14 protein-coding genes are annotated in these 18,228 nt (G+C 64.5%); 7 read left to right on the forward strand and 7 right to left on the reverse strand.

Annotated features, from left to right (window positions below; all coding sequences use genetic code 11):
- Positions 1 to 256: 256 nt before the first annotated feature.
- Both GTA51_RS10845 and GTA51_RS10850 read right to left on the reverse strand, forming a co-directional pair.
- The gene (locus GTA51_RS10845; protein ID WP_160961017.1) at positions 257 to 3,379 is read right to left on the reverse strand and encodes an efflux RND transporter permease subunit; all 3,123 of its coding nucleotides are present in this window, start codon (positions 3,377 to 3,379) and stop codon (positions 257 to 259) included.
- A gap of 9 nt (positions 3,380 to 3,388) precedes the next feature.
- Entirely contained in the window at positions 3,389 to 4,594 is a 1,206-nt protein-coding gene (locus GTA51_RS10850; RefSeq protein WP_160961019.1) for an efflux RND transporter periplasmic adaptor subunit, read from the reverse strand.
- Between the two features lie 230 nt (positions 4,595 to 4,824).
- Between GTA51_RS10850 and GTA51_RS10855 the strand changes: the two genes are divergently transcribed.
- Complete coding sequence (locus GTA51_RS10855) at positions 4,825 to 5,502, forward strand: DUF47 domain-containing protein (protein WP_160961020.1); 678 nt, start codon at positions 4,825 to 4,827, stop codon at positions 5,500 to 5,502.
- Positions 5,503 to 5,546: 44 nt separating this feature from the next.
- Here GTA51_RS10855 and GTA51_RS10860 read toward each other — a convergent pair whose 3' ends face one another.
- On the reverse strand, positions 5,547 to 7,682 hold the full coding sequence (locus tag GTA51_RS10860; protein ID WP_160961022.1) for a histidine kinase dimerization/phosphoacceptor domain -containing protein: 2,136 nt from the start codon (positions 7,680 to 7,682) through the stop codon (positions 5,547 to 5,549).
- 163 nt (positions 7,683 to 7,845) lie between these two features.
- Here GTA51_RS10860 and GTA51_RS10865 point away from each other — a divergent pair, with 163 nt between their 5' ends.
- Positions 7,846 to 9,354, forward strand: coding sequence for a catalase (locus GTA51_RS10865; protein WP_160961023.1), 1,509 nt, complete (start codon positions 7,846 to 7,848; stop codon positions 9,352 to 9,354).
- Between the two features lie 438 nt (positions 9,355 to 9,792).
- Here the strand turns inward: GTA51_RS10865 and GTA51_RS10870 are convergent, their stop codons facing one another.
- From GTA51_RS10870 to GTA51_RS10880, 3 genes are all read right to left on the reverse strand, one after another.
- Positions 9,793 to 10,803: an inorganic phosphate transporter gene (locus GTA51_RS10870; protein WP_160961025.1), complete on the reverse strand. Its 1,011-nt coding sequence runs from the start codon at positions 10,801 to 10,803 to the stop codon at positions 9,793 to 9,795.
- Positions 10,796 to 11,431, reverse strand: a complete 636-nt coding sequence (locus tag GTA51_RS10875; RefSeq protein WP_160961027.1) for a DUF47 domain-containing protein — start codon at positions 11,429 to 11,431, stop codon at positions 10,796 to 10,798. Before GTA51_RS10875 ends, GTA51_RS10870 begins: the two co-directional genes overlap by 8 nt.
- Positions 11,432 to 11,496: 65 nt before the next feature.
- Entirely contained in the window at positions 11,497 to 13,167 is a 1,671-nt protein-coding gene (locus tag GTA51_RS10880; protein ID WP_160961029.1) for a HAMP domain-containing protein, read from the reverse strand.
- A gap of 349 nt (positions 13,168 to 13,516) precedes the next feature.
- Between GTA51_RS10880 and GTA51_RS10885 the strand changes: the two genes are divergently transcribed.
- From GTA51_RS10885 to GTA51_RS10905, 5 genes are all read left to right on the forward strand, one after another.
- Complete coding sequence (locus GTA51_RS10885; RefSeq protein WP_160961030.1) at positions 13,517 to 13,936, forward strand: hypothetical protein; 420 nt, start codon at positions 13,517 to 13,519, stop codon at positions 13,934 to 13,936.
- Between the two features lie 127 nt (positions 13,937 to 14,063).
- Positions 14,064 to 15,608 carry a methyl-accepting chemotaxis protein gene (locus GTA51_RS10890; RefSeq protein ID WP_160961032.1) on the forward strand — a complete coding sequence of 515 codons (1,545 nt, stop codon included), beginning with the start codon at positions 14,064 to 14,066 and terminating at the stop codon, positions 15,606 to 15,608.
- A gap of 31 nt (positions 15,609 to 15,639) precedes the next feature.
- Entirely contained in the window at positions 15,640 to 15,834 is a 195-nt protein-coding gene (locus tag GTA51_RS10895) for a hypothetical protein (protein ID WP_160961033.1), read from the forward strand.
- A 77-nt stretch (positions 15,835 to 15,911) separates the two neighbouring features.
- On the forward strand, positions 15,912 to 16,523 hold the full coding sequence (locus tag GTA51_RS10900) for a hypothetical protein (protein WP_246198095.1): 612 nt from the start codon (positions 15,912 to 15,914) through the stop codon (positions 16,521 to 16,523).
- Positions 16,524 to 16,669: 146 nt separating this feature from the next.
- Positions 16,670 to 17,065: a bacteriohemerythrin gene (locus GTA51_RS10905; protein ID WP_160961035.1), complete on the forward strand. Its 396-nt coding sequence runs from the start codon at positions 16,670 to 16,672 to the stop codon at positions 17,063 to 17,065.
- 2 nt (positions 17,066 to 17,067) lie between these two features.
- On the opposite strand, the gene GTA51_RS10910 is transcribed toward GTA51_RS10905, so the two are convergent.
- Complete coding sequence (locus GTA51_RS10910) at positions 17,068 to 18,228, reverse strand: alginate O-acetyltransferase AlgX-related protein (protein ID WP_160961036.1); 1,161 nt, start codon at positions 18,226 to 18,228, stop codon at positions 17,068 to 17,070.

An 18,228-nucleotide genomic window follows, 5' to 3' on the forward strand; every position in this document is an offset into this window, starting at 1 on the left:
GCCAAGTCGCCAGCGGCCCGGCTGTTTTGCGCAATCAAAGCCTTGCGCAAAACAGCCGGGCCCATCAGTTTGGAGCAAGAGCGACAGGAGCCCTTGGGGACAAGACTGGCCGCATGGCACAAGGGCCGATAGCCGACCAACGCCCCAGCCCCCTTAAAAAACTTCTCCTATCAAGGGGGTCCGGGGGGGATTATCCCCCCCGGCCGCCGGAGGCACTCTTCTGCCTCCTCTGCCTCCTCTGCCTCTTTTACCTCTTCTACTCAGCGTCTTTTTTACCGCCGCGTTCGATCAGGCGTTGGATGCCGCAGTAGAGGGCCGGCACGAAGTAGACGCCGAGCACCGTGGCCGCGATCATGCCGCCAAAAACGGCGGTGCCCAGGGCATGGCGGCTGGCTGCGCCGGCTCCGGTGGCGGTCAGCATGGGCACGACGCCCAGGATAAAGGCGAACGAAGTCATAAGGATCGGGCGGAACCGCAGGATCGAGGCGGTCACGGCTGCTTCGGCCGGACTGTCCCCGGCCTCGCGCCGGGCCTTGGCGAATTCCACAATCAGGATGGCGTTTTTGGCGGCCAGCCCGATGAGCATGACCAGACCGATCTGGGCGTAGACGTTATTTTCCAGCCCGCGCAGCATCTGCCCGGCCATGGCCCCGAAAACGGCCAGGGGCACGGCCAGGATGACGGCAAAGGGCACGGCCCAGGACTCGTACTGGGCGGCCAGCACCAAAAAGACCATGAGCAGGGCCAGCCCGAAGATAAAGACCGACTGGCCCCCGGAGCTGGCTTCCTGGAAGGCGATGCCGGTCCAGGCGTAGCCGTAGCCTTGGGGCAGTTTGGTGTTGGCCAGATGGGCCATGGTGGCAAGGGACTGGCCCGAGGAGAAGCCCGGGGGCGTGCCGCCGCTGATCTCCACGGTCCTAAACAGGTTAAAGCGCCGGATGTATTCCGGCCCCCGGATATCCCTGGTCTGGCCCAAGGTGCTTAAGGGAACCATTTGGCCCGTGCCGGAACGCACGTAGAAACGCTCGATATCGGCCGGGCTGCCGCGAAAACGCGGCTCGGCCTGGAGCATGACCCGGTAGGTGCGCCCGAATTTGTTGAAATCGTTGACGTAAAGCCCCCCAAGATAGGTCTGCAAGGCCTCGAACACGGTGCTTGGCGGGATGGCCATGGTCTGCACCTTGTCGCGGTCGAGGTTGTAAAAGAGCTGGGGCACGTCCACGCTGAAATCGGTGAAAAGCCCGGTGATGGACGGCTCACGCCGGGCCTCGTCCATAAAATCGTAGGCCGTGCGGGCCAGCGCATCCACCGGCCCGCCGGTGCGGTCCTGCAACTCGAACTGGAAGCCGCCGGTGGTCCCCAGCCCCGGAATGGGCGAGGGGTTAAAGGCCATGACCACGGCTTCCTGGATATCGGCAAACGAGGCCCTGGCCCGGCCCATGACGGCGTCCAGGGACAATTCGGGCGATTTGCGCGCCTCCCAGGGCTTTAAAATCACGAACAGGGCGCTGCTGTAGGAACTGTAGGCGCTGGTGAGCAGATTGTAGCCGCCAAGGGCCAGCACGTCGGCCACGGCCGGATCAGCGGCCATACGCGCTTCGATGCGTTTGACCACGGCGTCGTTGCGTTCCAGGGACGCGCCCTCGGGCAGCATCAGGTTGACGATAAAATAGCCCTGGTCCTCGTCGGGCACAAAGCCCGTGGGCAGGGTGGTGAGCAGATGCCAGGCCCCGCCGCCGACCGCCGCCAGACACACGACGGTGATAAGCATGCGTTTGATGGCCACCCGCACCCCGGCGGCATAGCCCTTGGTGGTGACGTCAAAGAGCCAGTTAAAGCCCCGGAAAAAGGCTCCCAACGGGCCGCGCGGCATGGAGGCCGGGCGCAGGATCAGGGCGCACAGGGCCGGGGAAAGGGTGAGCGCGCAGATGGCGGACAGGGCCACGGATACGGCCAGGGTCAGGGCAAACTGCTGGTACAGCCGTCCGGTGACGCCGCCCATAAAGGCGACCGGCACGAAAACGGAAATGAGCACCAGGGAGATGGCGATGACCGGCCCGGCCACCTCGGCCATGGCCGCCCGGGTGGCGTCGCGCGGATTCATTTTTTCGTGGTCGATTTTGTGTTGCACCGCCTCGACCACCACGATGGCGTCATCGACCACGATGCCGATGGCCAGCACCAGTCCGAACAGGGTCAGGGTATTGATGGAAAAGCCGAACATCTGCATGAAGGCAAAGGCTCCGACCAGGGACACGGGCACGGTGAGCATGGGAATAAGGGTGGCCCGGCCGTTTTGCAGAAAGATATAGACCACGATGAGCACCAGGGCCACGGCCTCAAACAACGTCTTAAGCACCTCGTGGATGGAGGCGGTGACAAACTTGGTGGTGTCGTACGGAATGGTATAGCCCACGCCCGAGGGGAAATAGCCGGCCTGCTCGGCCATGATCGCCCGGATCTTGGCCACCACGTCCAGGGCGTTGGCCCCGGGCAACTGAAAGACCTGGATGGTGCAGGTGGGGCTTGTATTGAGCCGCGTAAAAGCGTTGTAGCTCTGGCTGCCCAGCTCCACCCGGCCCACGTCGCGGATGCGCACGATCTCGGCGGCCTTGCCGGTGCGCACGATGATGTCGGCGAATTCCTCGGGATCGGCCAGCCGGCCCTTGACCTGCACCGTGAGCTGGAACTCCTGGCCCGGCGGAGCCGGCGGCATGCCGATCTGGCCGGCCGGGGCCTGGACGTTCTGGTCGCGGATGGCCTGGGCCACGTCGGAGGAGGTCAGGCCCAGCCGGGCCAGCTTGTCCGGGTCGAGCCAGATGCGCATGCCGTAGTCGCGCTCGCCGAAAACGGCCACATTGCCGACCCCGGGCACGCGGGCCAGGGCGTCGGTGATGTTTATTTTGGCGTAGTTGTTGAGAAACAGCGTATCCCGGCTGGCATCCGGGGAGTTCAAGTTAATGACCAACAGCATGTCCGGGGACTGTTTTTTAACCGAGATGCCGCGCCGCACGACTTCCGAGGGCAGCCGCGAATTGGCCAGGGCCACCCGGTTTTGCACGTCCACGGTGGCTAGATCCAGGTCGCGGGAGATGTCGAAGGTGACGTTTAAGACCATGCGTCCGTCGTTGGAACTCACGGAATTCATGTAGAGCATGTCCTGGGCGCCGTTGACTTCCTGCTCGATGGGCGTGGCCACGGACTCTTCCACCACCTGGGCGGAAGCGCCGTCGTAGGTGGCCGACACCTGGACCGTCGGCGGCACGATCTGCGGATACTGGGCAATGGGCAGGGTCAGGATGCAGATGGCCCCGACCAGGGTGATGATGATGGACAGGACCGAGGCGAAAACCGGCCGGTCGATAAAAAAATTGACCATGGCCAGACCCTACTGTTTGGCCGCTGCCGGAGCGGCGGCAGGGGCGGCAGGAACGGCGGCGTCCGGGGCGGTGACGACCTTGACCGTGGCCCCGGGGCGGACCTTGGAAACGCCTTCCACCACCACCATATCTGTGGGGGTCAGCCCGGCGTCGATGACAAAGGAGCCGTCCTTGGACCCGCCGATGGTCACGGCCTTGGCTTCGATGCGATTGTCCTTGCCGACCACGTAGACCGACTTGCTGCCCTGGACGTCCACGATGGCCCGTTGGGGCACGAGAATGGCCCCCTGCCTGTTTTCCAGCAGCGCCCGGATCTTGGCGAACTGGCCGGGTTTGAGCAGCCCTTGGGGGTTGGGGAAAACGCCGCGCACAGCCAGGGTGCCGGTCTTGGCGTCCAAGGCCCGGTCGGCCATGTCGGCCTGCCCCTGGAGCGGATAGGCGGAGTCGTCGGCCAAAATGAGGGTCAGGGGAAATTCCCGGTCTTTGTCGCCATTGGCGTGCCGGGCCTTGGAGAATTCCAGATAGTCCCGCTCGCTGATGGAAAAATCGACGTACATGGGGTCGGTGGTGGAGATTTCGGCCAAGAGCGTATTGTCGCCCTTGCCGACCAGATTGCCGGCGTTGACGTACGTCTTGCCGATGCGCCCGGTGATGGGGGCGGTGATGCGGGTATAGCTCAGGTCGCGCTCGGCCGCGTCCACGGCTGCCTTGGCATGATCGACGTTGGCCGAGAGTTCGCGCTGGTTGGTCAGGCGCGTGTCGTATTCGTCCCGACTCACGGCCTGCTGCTTGTAAAGCTGCTCGAACCGGGACAAATCGACTTTGGCTTTGGCGAAAAGAGCGTTCTGGCGTTCCAACTCGGCCTTGGCCTTTTGCAGATTCTCCTGATACTGGCGCGGTTCAATGACGAAGAGCAGATCGCCTTTCTTAACGATTGACCCCTCGGTGAAGTTGCGCTCCTTGAGATAGCCTTCCAGCCTCGCCCGAATCTCCACGTTTTCCTTGGCCGCCAGACGACCGACGTATTCGGCATACACCGGCACATCGGCAACAACAGGAGCCTTGGCCTGCACCATGACGGCGACCGGCTCGGCCGGCTTGGCCGACTGCGTCTTCTCCGCGTCCTGTCCGCTGCAACCAGTCAGGGCCGTGGCGGCAAGGCAGAAAACCAAAACGGTATACAACAGGAATGGACGCAGCGTGGTTGGACGCATGGCAGATCTCCTTAAATGAATGCGCATCGTCTGCATTGATAGGACAGAACCGCCCCTGCCGCAACAACAACCGCAGCCGCCACTGTCGCATTCTGTCCTCCTTTGCCTACGGGCATCCCGCAGGAAAAACCGCCCGCCCCCACCCGACAGTTGACAGGTCAGCCCCCTTTGCCGCATCCCTTGGCCTCGGTCCGCCCGGCGGACCGCATCCCCGCCAAGGAGACCGCACCATGCTCTGCCACGCGCTGCGCTTTCTCGACTCCCGCCGCCAGGACTATCTGCCGGGGCTGCTCGACCATTACCAGCCCATCGCCCGGGGCATGGCCCTGTTGGATGAAGCCCTCAAACGCAGTCTGGCCGACGGCCAGGATCTGGGATTTAAGGTGTTGGCCGGCGAGATCGACATTTTGGAGGCCGAAGCCGACAAGATCAAACGGCGCATCCGCAACCACCTGCCGGCGGGATTTCTCATGGTGGTGGATAAGACGCTGTTTCTTCACTACACAAGTTGCCAGGACAATATCCTCGACGCCGTGCAGGAAGCCGTGACCTGGCTCGGGCTTGGCAGCTTTGCCCTGCCGGCGCAGCTCAGCGAAGCCATGACCGAGAGCGTGGCCCTGGCCGGACGCACCGTGGAAATGCTGCGCCCGGCCCTTGGCGACGCCATTGATTTCATGCTGCACGCCAAGGCCGAGCGCGGCGAAGTCAAAGCGCGCATGCACGAAATACGGCTGCAACACCTCAAGGTGGTGCGGGCCAAGCGCGGCCTGATCAGCGCCGCCTACGCCTCGGGCCTGGAGTTCTCCCGGGTCTACCAGATCATCCGGTTCGTGGAGTACGTCTACCGGGCCAGCCACAGCGCCGAAGGCTGCGCCGATCTGCTGCGGGCCATGCTGGCCCGCGATTAAGACGCCCTCCCCGTAAGTTGCGCCCCCTGCGCCGTGGGGCGGTCTTATGCGGGAGCACCAGCCGCGCCGTCAGATGTCACGGGAAAAGCGACCTCAAAACGCAGGCCGCCGCCCGGCGGCCGGGACAGCACCATTTCGCCCTGAAGCTGGCGGGTGAGTTCCCGGACAAGGGTCAACCCCAGGCTCATCGTCTCGTCATAGGCAAATTGCGGCGGCAATCCCCGCCCGTTATCCTCCACCCAGAAGCGGGCCAGGCCGTTTTCGCGCCGGCACCCCACCAGCAGCACCCCCGAGCCCGGCCCGGGAAAGGCGTGTTTGCAGGCGTTGGTCAACAGCTCACCCAACAGCAGGCCGCAGGGCACGGCCGTATCCAGCGGCAAATCAAAGGCCTCAAGGGCCAGGACAAGCCGCACCCGGACCGTTACGTCGGGGAAAATCGCCAGGACGCCGCGGACCAGGGTTTTTGCGTATTCGGCCATTTCAATGGTGGAAAAATCGCCGGAATTGTAGAGTTGCTGGTGGACCATGGCCATGGAGCGGATACGCAGATCCAGACGGCGCAGGCGATCCCGTTCGGCAGCATCTACGGCGTCCTCGGCCTGCAGCCCAATAAAGCTCAAAATGATCTGGAGATTGTTTTTGACCCGGTGATGGATCTCTTTGAGCAGGGTGGTTTTTTCCTCCAAGGCCTTTTCGCGGTCCGTGACGTCGTCAAAGCGCAGGACCACGCCCTCGGCCCCGTTGGCGATCAGCGGGTAAAACAGCAGATCCATGAAATGGTCGCCGCCGCCCTGGGACAGGGCGATCTTTTCCACGGTGATGGCCCGGCGCTCGCGCTGGGCCAGAGCCGCAGTTGGCGCATACTCGGCCAGAAACGGCAGGGATTCTGTGGATGAGCGCCCCAGCAGCGTAGCCTTGTCCAGCCCGAAAAGGGTTGCGGCGGCACCGTTGACATGGGTGACATGCCCGGCGCCGTCCAGCCCGATAATGGCCGAGGGCATGGACTCCAGGATGTTGGCCAGCATGGCGCGCATACTGGACAGGGCGGTCAGGGCCTGGGTCAATTCCTTCTGCCGGGTTTCCAACGCCTCGGCCATGGCGTTGAAACTCTGGCCCAGGCGGCGCACTTCCAGACTGTCCTGGCTGGTCTCGGCCCTGGCGGACAGGTCGCCGCCGGCCAGACGCCCGGCGGCATCGGCCAGGGTGACGATGCCGTGTACGATGGCCGCGCGGCCGGCAAACCGGGCAATCAGCAAGGCCAGGACCAGGGCCGCCAGGGCGGTCAGCAATTCCCGGCGCAACTGAACATCGGCCTGCGCAAAAGCGTCCGCCCGGTTGCTGGCGACGAGGATGGTCATAAAGGGGGGCCGGTCCGGGGCCAGGCGCAGCCGGGCGTAACTGAACAGCCCTTCCTCGCCGCTGGGTCTGGCGTCGATAAAAACGCCCTCGTCGCTTGCGCCATTGGCGCATTGCGCCCAGATGTGGGGCTTTGCCAACTCGCCCAGGGGAAAGCGGGCATCCGGCGGGTAGGCGACCAAACGCCTGCCGCCGCGATCAAACAGGGTGACGCGGGCATGGGGCGGCAGTTCGAGCCCGGCCAGGAAGCGGTCATACCCCTCCAGATAATACGTCAGGCCGATGACACCGGGAAAGGTGGCCCCGTGCTGCTTGTCGGCCAGGGCGAAAGCCAGGATGGGTTTGCGCGTGGCCCGGCCGAAAAGGAATTCGCTCACCCCCAAACCGTGTCTGGCCATGGCCTCGTGGATATACGTCCGATCCGACATATCCACGCCCAGCATTTCGGGCAGGCCCGAAGCAACCACCCGACCGGTGGCATCGGTTAAAAAGACACCTGATAAGTCTGGGCGTTCACCGAGCAGTTCGGTAAACACTTGATTGATACCCGGCAGATCCCATTCCCGGACCACCTTGGTGTGGGACAGAGTGACCAGGACCGCCTGGGCCTGATTATCAACGCCCTGCTGGATGGCAACCAGGCTTCGGGTCAGATTGCGCAACGTCTCAAAGGCCTGGGCCTCGGCCTGCTGTCTGGCCGCAAGGCTCGACAGCACAATGACGACCATGGCCGGCAGAGCGGCCAAGAGGACGATCCCGGTCAGGAGAACGGAGATGGGCCGGCCCAGAACCCATTGGCGCAGCGAGCGCGTGGGAATTCCCATTGTTTCTTTACACCGCGTTTGCCTCAAAATGTCCAGACGCCAGATGGCGCAGATTTCATGCACAACACCGTTGCCATACTCGTCAGAGTGCTCTACAGGCATGAGAATCCATAGCAGCCTGTAGCTGTCCGCAGGGCCACCGCCCCGGGCCAGGAGTTGTAGCATGCCTGACAAAAAAACAATGACGACCGGCTTTGGCGCACCCATCGGCAACGACCTCAACACCGCAACCGCTGGCGGTCGCGGCCCGGCGCTCATGCAAGATGTGCATTTGCTGGAAAAAATGGCCCACTTTGACCGCGAGCGCATCCCTGAACGGGTGGTCCACGCCAAGGGTGCCGGTGCCCACGGCGTTTTTGAGGTGACGGCTGACGTGACCCGCTACACCCGGGCCGCCTTTCTCTCCAAAATCGGCAAACGCACCGAGGTTTTTGCCCGTTTCTCCACAGTGGGCGGGGAACGCGGTTCAGCGGACTCGGCCCGCGACCCCCGGGGCTTTGCTCTCAAGTTTTATACCGAGGAAGGCAACTACGACCTCGTCGGCAATAACACCCCGGTGTTTTTCATCCGCGATCCGCTCAAATTCCCGGATTTCATCCACACCCAGAAGCGCAATCCCCAGACCAACCTCAAAGACCCCAATATGTTCTGGGATTTTCTGTCACTTACGCCGGAATCCCTGCATCAGGTGCTCATCCTTTTCTCCGACCGGGGAACCCCGGCCAGCTACCGCACCATGAACGGCTTTAGCAGCCACACCTACAAGTGGTACAACGCCGCCGGCGAGTATTTCTGGGTGAAATACCACTTCAAGACCGACCAGAAGATTAAAAACCTCACCCGCCAGGAGTCCGACCATCTGGCCGGCAGTGATCCCGACCACGCCACCCGCGACCTGTTTGACGCCATCGCCTCGGGCAACCCGCCCTCCTGGACGCTGGAAATGCAGATCATGACGCCGGAGCAGGCCAAGGACTACCGCTACGATATCTTCGACGTCACCAAGGTCTGGCCCCATGGCGACGTGCCGCCCCTGGTGATTGGCAAGATGACGCTGGATCGCAACCCGGTGAACTACTTCACCGAGGTGGAGCAGGCCGCCTTTAACCCCAGCAACTTCGTGCCCGGCATCGCGGCCTCGCCCGACAAGATGCTGCAAGGCCGGCTGTTCTCCTACCACGACACCCACCTGCACCGCCTTGGCCCCAACTACCAGCTCATCCCCATAAACGCCCCCCGCTGTGCTGTCGCAACCAACTACCAGCGCGACGGGGCCATGCGCACCGACGACGGCGGCGGCTCCGGTCCCAACTACTGGCCCAACAGCTTCGGCGGCCCGGCCCCCGACGCCTCGACGCTGGAACCCGATTATCCCCTGGAAGGCGAAGCCGGCCGGTTCCCCTACAGCCACCCCAACGACGACTTCATCCAGCCCGGCGAACTCTACCGCAAGGCCTTAAACGACATGGATCGCACCAACCTCGTCGGCAACATCGTCGGCCACCTCGGCGGGGCCATCCCCCGCATCCAGAAGCGCCAGTGCGCCCTGTTCGCCAAGGCCGACCCGGAACTGGGCCAGCGCGTGGCCGCCGGTCTGGGCCTGGACGCAAGCGAGATCAACCGTCTGGCCGCCATGACCGCTGACGAACGCGCCGCAGCCACGGCCAGTTAGGCAGAAAAATGTGGAGCGCCTGCGGCGGCCAAAGGGCGTGTCGGCCTGCAATCCCACCAGGAAGGGGCGACGAACGCCCCGGCCTGTGGGCACAGCAGAAGCTGTGCACGGCGCAGGGCCAGAGATCCTCGGCCAGATGACGAGCGCCTTGGCCTGTGTGGCGCAGCAGAGACCTGTACAACGCAAAACCGGCAGCCACGCCCGTGGCTGCCGGTCACTCCAGCCGGTTGGGGATGCCACCGGGACGCATCCCGGAGGCCGTCGAAGCAGCGGTTGTTTCCGTCAAGCCCAAACGTCGGCTATCGCAGGCCACACCCGCCCACATCACCAGCCAACGCCATAACCCCTTAAAAAACCTCTTCTATCAAGGGGGTCCGGGGGGGATTATCCCCCCCGGCCGCCGGAGGCTCTTCCTCTTTCTCTTCCGGCTTCTCCCAGCTACACGGCAATGCCGGTCACGGCCAGCAGCCAGTAGCACAGGGCCGCCATGGAGGCTGCGGCCGGGATGGTCAGCACCCAGGCCACCACCAGCCGGCCGGCCACGCCCCAGCGCACGGCGGAGAGCCGTTTGGAGGCACCGACGCCGATGACCGTGGTGGAGATGATGTGGGTGGTGGAGATGGGCGCGCCCAGAAACGAGGCTCCGCTAATCACCGCCGCGGCTGCGGTTTCGGCGGCAAACCCGTGGATAGGCTCAAGCTTGAAGATCTTATGCCCCATGGTCTTAACGATCTTCCAGCCGCCCGAGGCCGTGCCGATGCCCATGGCCAGGGCGCAGGACAGCTTGACCCAGAACGGCACCGTCATTTCCGGGATCTGGTGGAAGGAAAAAAGCGCCAACGTGATGATGCCCATGGTTTTCTGGGCGTCATTTAAGCCATGACTGGTGGCCATGAAGGCCGAAGACACGATCTGCAACTTTTTAAACAGGAAATTGACCCGTCCCGGGGTGCTTTTGACCACCAGCCAGGACAGGAGCACCATCAACAGATAGCCCGAGACAAAACCGACCAGGGGAGACAGCAAAAGCGGAATCAGCACCTTGGTGGTGATCGAGCCGTAGCTCGGGGCCGACCAGCCGCCAAAGGCGATGCCCGCGCCAATAAGCCCCCCGATCAGCGCGTGGGACGAGGACGACGGCAGCCCGAAATACCAGGTCAGCAGATTCCAAAAGATGGCCCCCAAAAGCGCGGCCATGACCAATCCCTGGCTGCCCGCCACCAGTTCCGGCCGCACGATGCCGCTGCCGATGGTATGGGCGACTGAGGTGCCCAAAAACGCGCCGAACAGGTTGAGCACCCCGGCCATGACCACGGCGGTTACGGGCGAAAGCACCTTGGTGGAGACGATGGTGGCGATGGCGTTGGCGCTGTCGTGGGCTCCGTTGGTGAAATCAAAGACCAGGGCAACGACCACCACGGCGATGAGCAGGATGGGCAGATCAGGCATTTTTGAGCACCACGCCTTCCAGGACGTCGGACAAGGCTTCGGTGCGGTCCACCGCCGCCTCGATGCGGTCAAAAATATGCTTCCATTTGACGATGCCGAGGATGGCCGCATAGTCGGCAGTCTCATCGCCGCCGTCGTAGAGCTCGCCGATGCCGACCATAAGCAGGGTTTCGCACTCGTGCTTGAGATTCTCGACTTTGTGAAAGCTCTCCTCGGAATGCTTTTTGGCGCTCATCTGGCCGAGCACGTGGCCCAGTTCCTCGATCATGGCCCGCATGTTGGCAACAATGCGCCGGGCCGGATAGCGGATGCGGTCAAAACCGAACAGTCCGATGCGCGAGGCAATGGCTTTGATGAGGTTGAGAATGTCTTCCTGGGTCAGGTTGATCTGGTGGATGTCTTCCCGGTCAATGGGCGTGATAAACGTCAGGGAGAGTTCCTTGGCAATGCGTCGGCTGATGGCGTTGCCTTCGGACTCGATGATGTTGATGCGCTTGCAGCGCTCCTCGACATCATCAAAGGTCGTAAAGAGCTCGTCCAAAATGACGGCGGCTTTGACCAGTTTGCGGTGCTGCTCCTTGAACAGATCGTAGAATTTGACCGATCTGGGAAAGAGACTGAAACCCATGCGTTGCTCCGCTGGTTAAGGATTTGTCCGAAACAAAAGACGGCTAAGGCCCGGTCCGATGTGTCCTAGGCTTGGGGCAGGCGCACCACCCGGGTGGCGCCATCGAGAAAGGCCTTGCCGCCGGCCGCAGCCAGTTCCGCATCCGGCAGGATCAGCCCCAGACTGGCCGGTCCCTGAAACCGAACGAGCACGTCGCCCTCTTCCCGGGTCAGGCTGATGGCGATGGACACGGCGTCGGGGGTCTGGGCCAGGACGGCGGCAAAAAACCGGACGAGCACGTCGTAGGCCGCCCCCACCCCCACCGGGCCATCGGGCGCGTCAATGAGCCGGGCTGTCACACCCTTGGCCCGCAGGATCGGGACGCTCCCGGCCAGGGCCTGTTTGAGGGCGGCCAGGGCATCGGTGGCCGGAGCCTTGGCTTTGGCTGCGGCAAAGCGGTCCCGGGCCGCAGTGAGCAATTCATCGATGACCGTTTTCATGGCCCCGGCCGAACGCACCACCACATCCAGGGCCGCACCGGCTCCGGCGACATCGGGCGGCGTGGCCGCGAGCTGGTCCCGGGCCGTCTCGCCAAAGCCCAGCACCTTGGTCAGGGGCGTGCGCAGGTTGTGGGAGGCGTCGATGACGAAATCGCGAAAAATGTGGTCCATGGCCGCCGCTTCGGTGACATCGTGGAAGGTGACGATGCTCCCGCGACCCTGCCCGGCCCCGGACACCGGCGCGGCCGTCACTTCCACCACCCGGGCGCTTGGCAGCTCGAACCGGCCGATGCGCCGGGCGGCCGCCTGCCGGCCGTCGTCACCGGACAAAGCCCGGTCCACGCACAGCGGCGCCCCGGCTTCGAGGAGCGTGCGGCCCACCGGGTCGGCAATTTTGGGAAACATCTCCCGAAAAGCCCGGTTGGCTCCCACGATGCGTCCGCTCGCGTCCAGGATGGCCAGCCCTTCGGCCATGCCCTCGAAAATGGTTTCCTGGCGCTGCCGGCGCTCCTCGATCTCGCCCACATGGGAACCGATGCGCGCGGCCAGGGTGTTTAAGGCCTCGGCCAGCGGCGCAAAATCCGTGGCCGGCACGATATGGATGCGTTGGTCGAAATGCCCGTTGCCGATGGCCGCAGCCACCTGGGAAAACTCCCGGATGGAGCCGGACATGCGCCGGGCCAGGAGATAGGCGGCCAGTCCGCCGGCGACAAAGATCAGGGCCAAAACGCCCAGCAGCGTCTCGCGCCCCCGGCCGATCTCGCCGCGTAGGGCCGATACCGGCAGGGCCAGACGCACGATGCCGGCCGGTACGGTGGCTGTCGCGGGCAGGGCCTTGGCCACGTAGAGCATGTCCCGGCCGAGTGTGCGGCTGAGGCGCAGATCCTGGCCGAGCTCTCCCTGGCGGGCCGCCCGCACTTCAGGCCGGTCGGCGTGGTTTTCCATGTCCGGGACGCCTGATTCCCCGACCTCGGAATCGGCCGCCACCCGGCCGTCCACGATGTAGGTCAGGCGAAAGCCCAGATGCGGTCCCAGGCCGTCCACGTAGGCGGCCAGGGTGTCGCCCGCCCCGAACGGGGGGTGGGCGCGCAGCAGATAGGCGGCCAGATCCAGAGAATGCCTGGCCCGGACCTCGGCCTCGGCCAACACGGCCCGCTCGGCCTGGCCCGTGGCAAACAAAAAGACCGCACTAAGCACAAGGAGGAAAAAGCCCCAGGTCCAGAGGAGATAATTGAGAGTGATGGAACGCCTGGGCATGGCCCCTCCGTATGTGGCGAAACCGAGACGATTGCGCGTCGATTTCGTGACGCGCAAGGTATAGGCGGCAAGCGGCCCGGGAGCAAGCCCGGAATGGCAGCCCGGATTGGCAGAGTCCGGCTGGCGGCGTGCTGCCGGGGCTGCGGTCCGAAGCCCCGGGGAGCCAAGCCGCTGTTGCGGCAATGGGCGATCCGCACGCAGGGGTTTGAGAGGAAGCCGCCAAGCGCCTCTTGCCGCGCCAAGGACCGGGGGTGTGGCACGGACTGCGGTTAAAGTGCCTGGGTTGTTGCCAGTGGATGCGAAAAAGCCTAAAGGAAATCATCCTCGATCTTTTACCTTGGAGCTGCCCATGTACCGATTTCACCTTTTCGGCTCAATCATACTCCTTGTTGTTGTCCTGTCTGGCTGCAACGGTCTCGTTGCCATCGGGCAGCAGGACATCTCCGGCACACCGACCCAGTACGCCCAGGTCAACAAAGAACCCAATCCGACCCTGGTCGGTTGTTACATCCGCAGCCGCCCCGGCGAATTCAACAGACCCAATAAATACGAATATTGCCTGACAAAGACGCCCGGCGGCTACGCCGTTTACTATTATATGGTCGACGGCAAGACTTACAGAACGTTTAAGGATTGGAGTCCCGCAGTCATTAACGGCGACTGCATGACGGTGGAATACGACGGAGCGACCTACTGCGCCCAAAACGGCGAAGTCTGGCAGAGCACCACCGGCGGCAGCGACAAGCATCGCATGTTGCCGATGCAGTAACACGTCCCATTGCGCCGGCGCGCCGGACCGGCGCAATGGGCGTGGCGACGGTCAACGCAACGCATCCCAGGACACCGGGCGCGCAACCGCCCGACCCTGGCCCCAGGATTGCAGCAAGGAGAACGGCATGTTCGGACACATGGCGGGCTGGTTGGCGGTTGTCGCCGCATCCCTGGCCGCAGCAGCGGCGGGTGGCTGGTTTTTTGAGGCACGAGGGATGCTGGGCGGGCTGGTCGGGGGGGTGCTCCCGGCGGCGGCGGCCCTGGCGGCAATCCTTTGGGCCGAGGCCGGGAAACGGCGGCAACACGAGGCCGTGGCCCAGGCCCTGGCCGACGTGGCCGCCGGACGCCCACCCTCGCCGCTGGGCCTGCCCCCGGCCCTGGCGGAGCAACTGGCCGGGCTGGCCGATGACCAGCGCACCACCCATGGCTTTCTCTTGGGCATCACCCAAGGCCTGCCCATTCCCTATCTGCTGGTCGATCCCGACGAGCGGGTGCTGTTCACCAACCAGGCCACCCTGGACATGCTGGAAATCGACGGGGCACCGAAGCGTCAGCTCGGCCGCACCCTGGCCGAAGTCTTTTACAACGACCCCAGCCGGGCCACTGCCGTGGGCAAGGCCATGCATCAGGGCCAGGTGTTTACCAACCTGGAAGTGACCATCACCGGCCACCGGGGCGGTCGGCGCGACGTGCTGGCCAATGTTTTCGCCCTGCGCGACGCCGCCGGGGCCACCATCGGCGGCCTGTGCCTGTACCTGGACATGACCGAACTCAAAGCCAAGGAAGCGGCCATCACCCACCAACACGCCTGCGCCGCCACCCTGGCCCGCCAGGCCGGCGGACTGGCGGCGGATCTGGCCGATGCTGCAACGATCCTGGCCGATCAGGTGAGTCAGGCCAGCCACGCCGCGAACAACCAACAGCAGCGCATGGGGCATGTGGCCGATTCCATCACCCGCCTGGGCCATGACGCCCGGGAGATCGCTGACGCCGCCCACAACACGGAGGGCGTGGCCCAAAAAACCCGCGACCGGGCGGCCGGAGCCGCCGACACCATGAACCAGGTGCTCGCCGGCATGGCCGAACTCTCGACCAAGGCCGCCTCCCTGGGCGAACACATGGAGACCCTGTCTGCCCAGGCCCTGGAAGTGGGCGGCATCCTGGGCGTTATCTCCGACATTGCCGACCAGACCAATCTGCTGGCCCTCAATGCCGCCATTGAGGCGGCCCGGGCCGGCGAATCGGGCCGGGGATTCGCGGTTGTGGCCGATGAAGTGCGCAAGCTGGCCGAAAAGACCATGGCCGCCACCCGCGAGGTGGAACGCAACGTCACCGCCATCCGCCACAGCGCCGAAACCAACCGTCAGGCCACCGGCGAAGCCGTGGCCCTGGTCACCCGGGCCACGGAAACCACGGGCGCTGCCGGGGCCGCCCTGGACGCCATTTTGGCCCTGGCCGGTGAAACCTCGGCCCACGTGCGCACCATCGCCCAAACCGCTGCCGACCAGACCGTGGCCGGCGACAAGGCAGCCCAGGCCGGAGCCGACATTGCCAAGGACGTGTCCGAAACATCGCTGGCCATGGCGGAATCGGCCGCTGCCGTGACCGAGCTTTCCCGGGTGGCCGACGACTTAAACGCCCTGTTCACCAGTTCCGACCGCTGCGGATGACAGCCGCCGCCTTTGCGGCTATAGGCTGCGCATGTGGGAAATGTTCGTCATCGTGGCCGTGGCCTTTGTCGGCGTCAGCGCCGGACTGTGGCTGGTCATTCGCAAAACCGTCCGCCGTCGCCATGCTATCATTGCGCCCGGCAAATTCGATTTCGACGCCTTTAAGTCCAAAGAAATCACCCGGCGGGGTGTCCACGACACCACCCGCCTCGGCAAAAAACGCTAAGCCCGGCCCGAGCCGGCGTCCTTTTGGCGACGCCTCCCGGCCAGTTCCGGCCGGGCAGCGCTGTTGAGGAGAGTGTCATGTCCATTGCCCGCTCTGCGCTGTTCACAGCGTTGTTCCTTGTCCTGACCTGCAGCGTCGGGCTGGCTGAAACGCCGGCCAGCCTGGGCGGCATCGCCCTGGGCGAACCAGCCGCCAAGGCCAAGGGCCGCATCAAGGCCAATAAAGCCCGGGACGTGGACGGTGCCCCCTGGCTGCGCCGCCTGCCGGCGACCGGCGACAAGTTTTTCTCCGGCGGCTACGTGCTGGTCGGCACCTGCGCCGCCCCAGGGGCGGTTGCCCGCATCAAGATGCGCTACCGCGACCCCAGCCTGGATTTTTTCCGCAAGATCAGCGGCGAGATGCTGGCGCGCTACGGCGACCCCACGGAATACAAGGGCGACTTCGAGGGCCGGACCATGGGCAACAAGTGGGCCTTTTCCGACGCCCGCTTAAAGCCTGTCAGCCTGATCGTGCAGCGCACCGAAGGGGAAGACCCGGAACTCGGGGCGGGAAACACCGTAAAGCTCACCAATTGGGGCATGTTGGAAGCCGAGCGGGCCTGCTGGCAGGAACGCCACGGCCCGGCCAAGGCCCCGGCAGCGACGCCCCCGGGCAAGGCCGCCCCGGACCACGGCTACCTCCCCCGCTGAACCGGCGGCACCGGCCTTGACCGCTGGCACCATGCGCCAACAGGCGTGCCCCAACCGTTGGAACCATGTGCCTGCGCGAATGTCCCGACAGGCCTTTGGATTGGCAGTGACACGCGGCGGTACAGCGCCGCATTGAGGAGTTGACCATGCAGCCGCCCGTTTTCGACGACTCCCTGCGCACCGGCTTTGCAGCCATCGACGAACAGCACCGCCTGTTCCTGACCATGCTGGCGGAACTGGGTGCCCACATCGAGGCCGGCCACCATCGCCAGGGCGTCATCGACGCCTTTCAGGGCATGCGCCTGTACGCCGACGGGCATTTCGCGGATGAAGAAGTCCTGATGCAGCAGCGCGGCTACCCGGAACTGGAAGCGCACAAGGGCCTGCACGCGACGTTTATGGCCATGGCAGCGGACCTGGAAGCCCGGCTGGGCGAAGGGGCGGGGCTGCTTTCGGTGGAGACACTCGAATTTCTGGGAAGCTGGTTTATCGGCCATATCCGCAACGAGGACCAGCGGTTCGCGGCGTTTGCCCGCGGCTAGCCCTACGGGGCGGCGTCTCTGCCCGCCTCCACTGGCGGCAGCCCGCCGGGCCGCTCCAGCAGCAGCGCGTAAATATAGCGCTCCACCACTTCCAAAACGACCACATCCGGGCGTTCCGCCACAATCACTTCCGGCACAAAGCTGTGGGTCCACAAAAAGACCGACCGGGAAAAGGCCTCGGCCGCATAGGCCTGCATGCCCCGGGCAAAGGAGTCGTGGAAAAAGACCGCCCTGGGCCGGTCCGTATGGTCCGTTTCCATGGCCAGCCGCGCCCGCTCGGGATGATCGGCCGGATCGGGATAGGCTCCGGGAAGGGCTTCCCGGGCCAGCCACGGGCCACGTTTTTGGGCCACGATATCCCGCTCCCGCCACACGTCCGGCAGCAGCAGCATTTCGGCCAGATCACCACCCGGCCGGTCCTCGTCGACCACGGCATAATCGGCCACATCCAGGCTTCCCAGCGTCGGATGGCCCGGCCGCAAGGCCTTCACAATGGCTACCGCGCCAATCAGGCCGCCAAAACGGTTCCAATGGGTATCCGTTTTCATATAGGTCCGCTGGGACGCCTTGGCCGCTGTCAGCGGTTCATGCAAGTCCAGCACCGCCAGCCCGGCCTGGCGCAGCCGCGCCAGCACCCGGGCCAGCCGCGAGGGCTCCGGCCGGGGACGCAGGTGCGGCGGCATATACTCCGGGTACACCCGCTCCTTGTTGGGGGCGATAACGATCAGATAATCAATACCCCGGGCCGCCAGCCAGTCGCGCCGCTCGGTCTGGACCCGCACCATCGCCGCCAGATCAGCCTCGGTAAGCGGCAGGACATTGAGATAATCCTCCAAGGCCCATTCCAGGTTGTAAAAGAGCCAGTCCTCCCGGCCAACAACCGCCCCGGCCACCGGCGATTCCCCAAAAAGCGCCAACCGCCAGCGGTTGTCGGCCCGGATCAGCGCATCCCGAAAGGGCACGGCGTCCCGGACATGGGCCGCCAAGGCCGCACCAAAGCGCGCCGGGGCGCGCCACAGGTCCGAAAACGCCGGCAGCGCAGCCAAAGAGCGGTTCTCCACCGCCAGCCGGCCGCCCGAAAAGCCCAGCAGCGGCAACACCAGCGGCCCGGCCAGAAAAACAACAAAGCAAGCAAGCTGCAACGCCCCGAATACTCGCGTCAT

It is taken from the genome of Solidesulfovibrio aerotolerans, assembly GCF_009856865.1.
GTDB classification, from domain to species: Bacteria; Desulfobacterota; Desulfovibrionia; order Desulfovibrionales; family Desulfovibrionaceae; genus Solidesulfovibrio; species Solidesulfovibrio aerotolerans.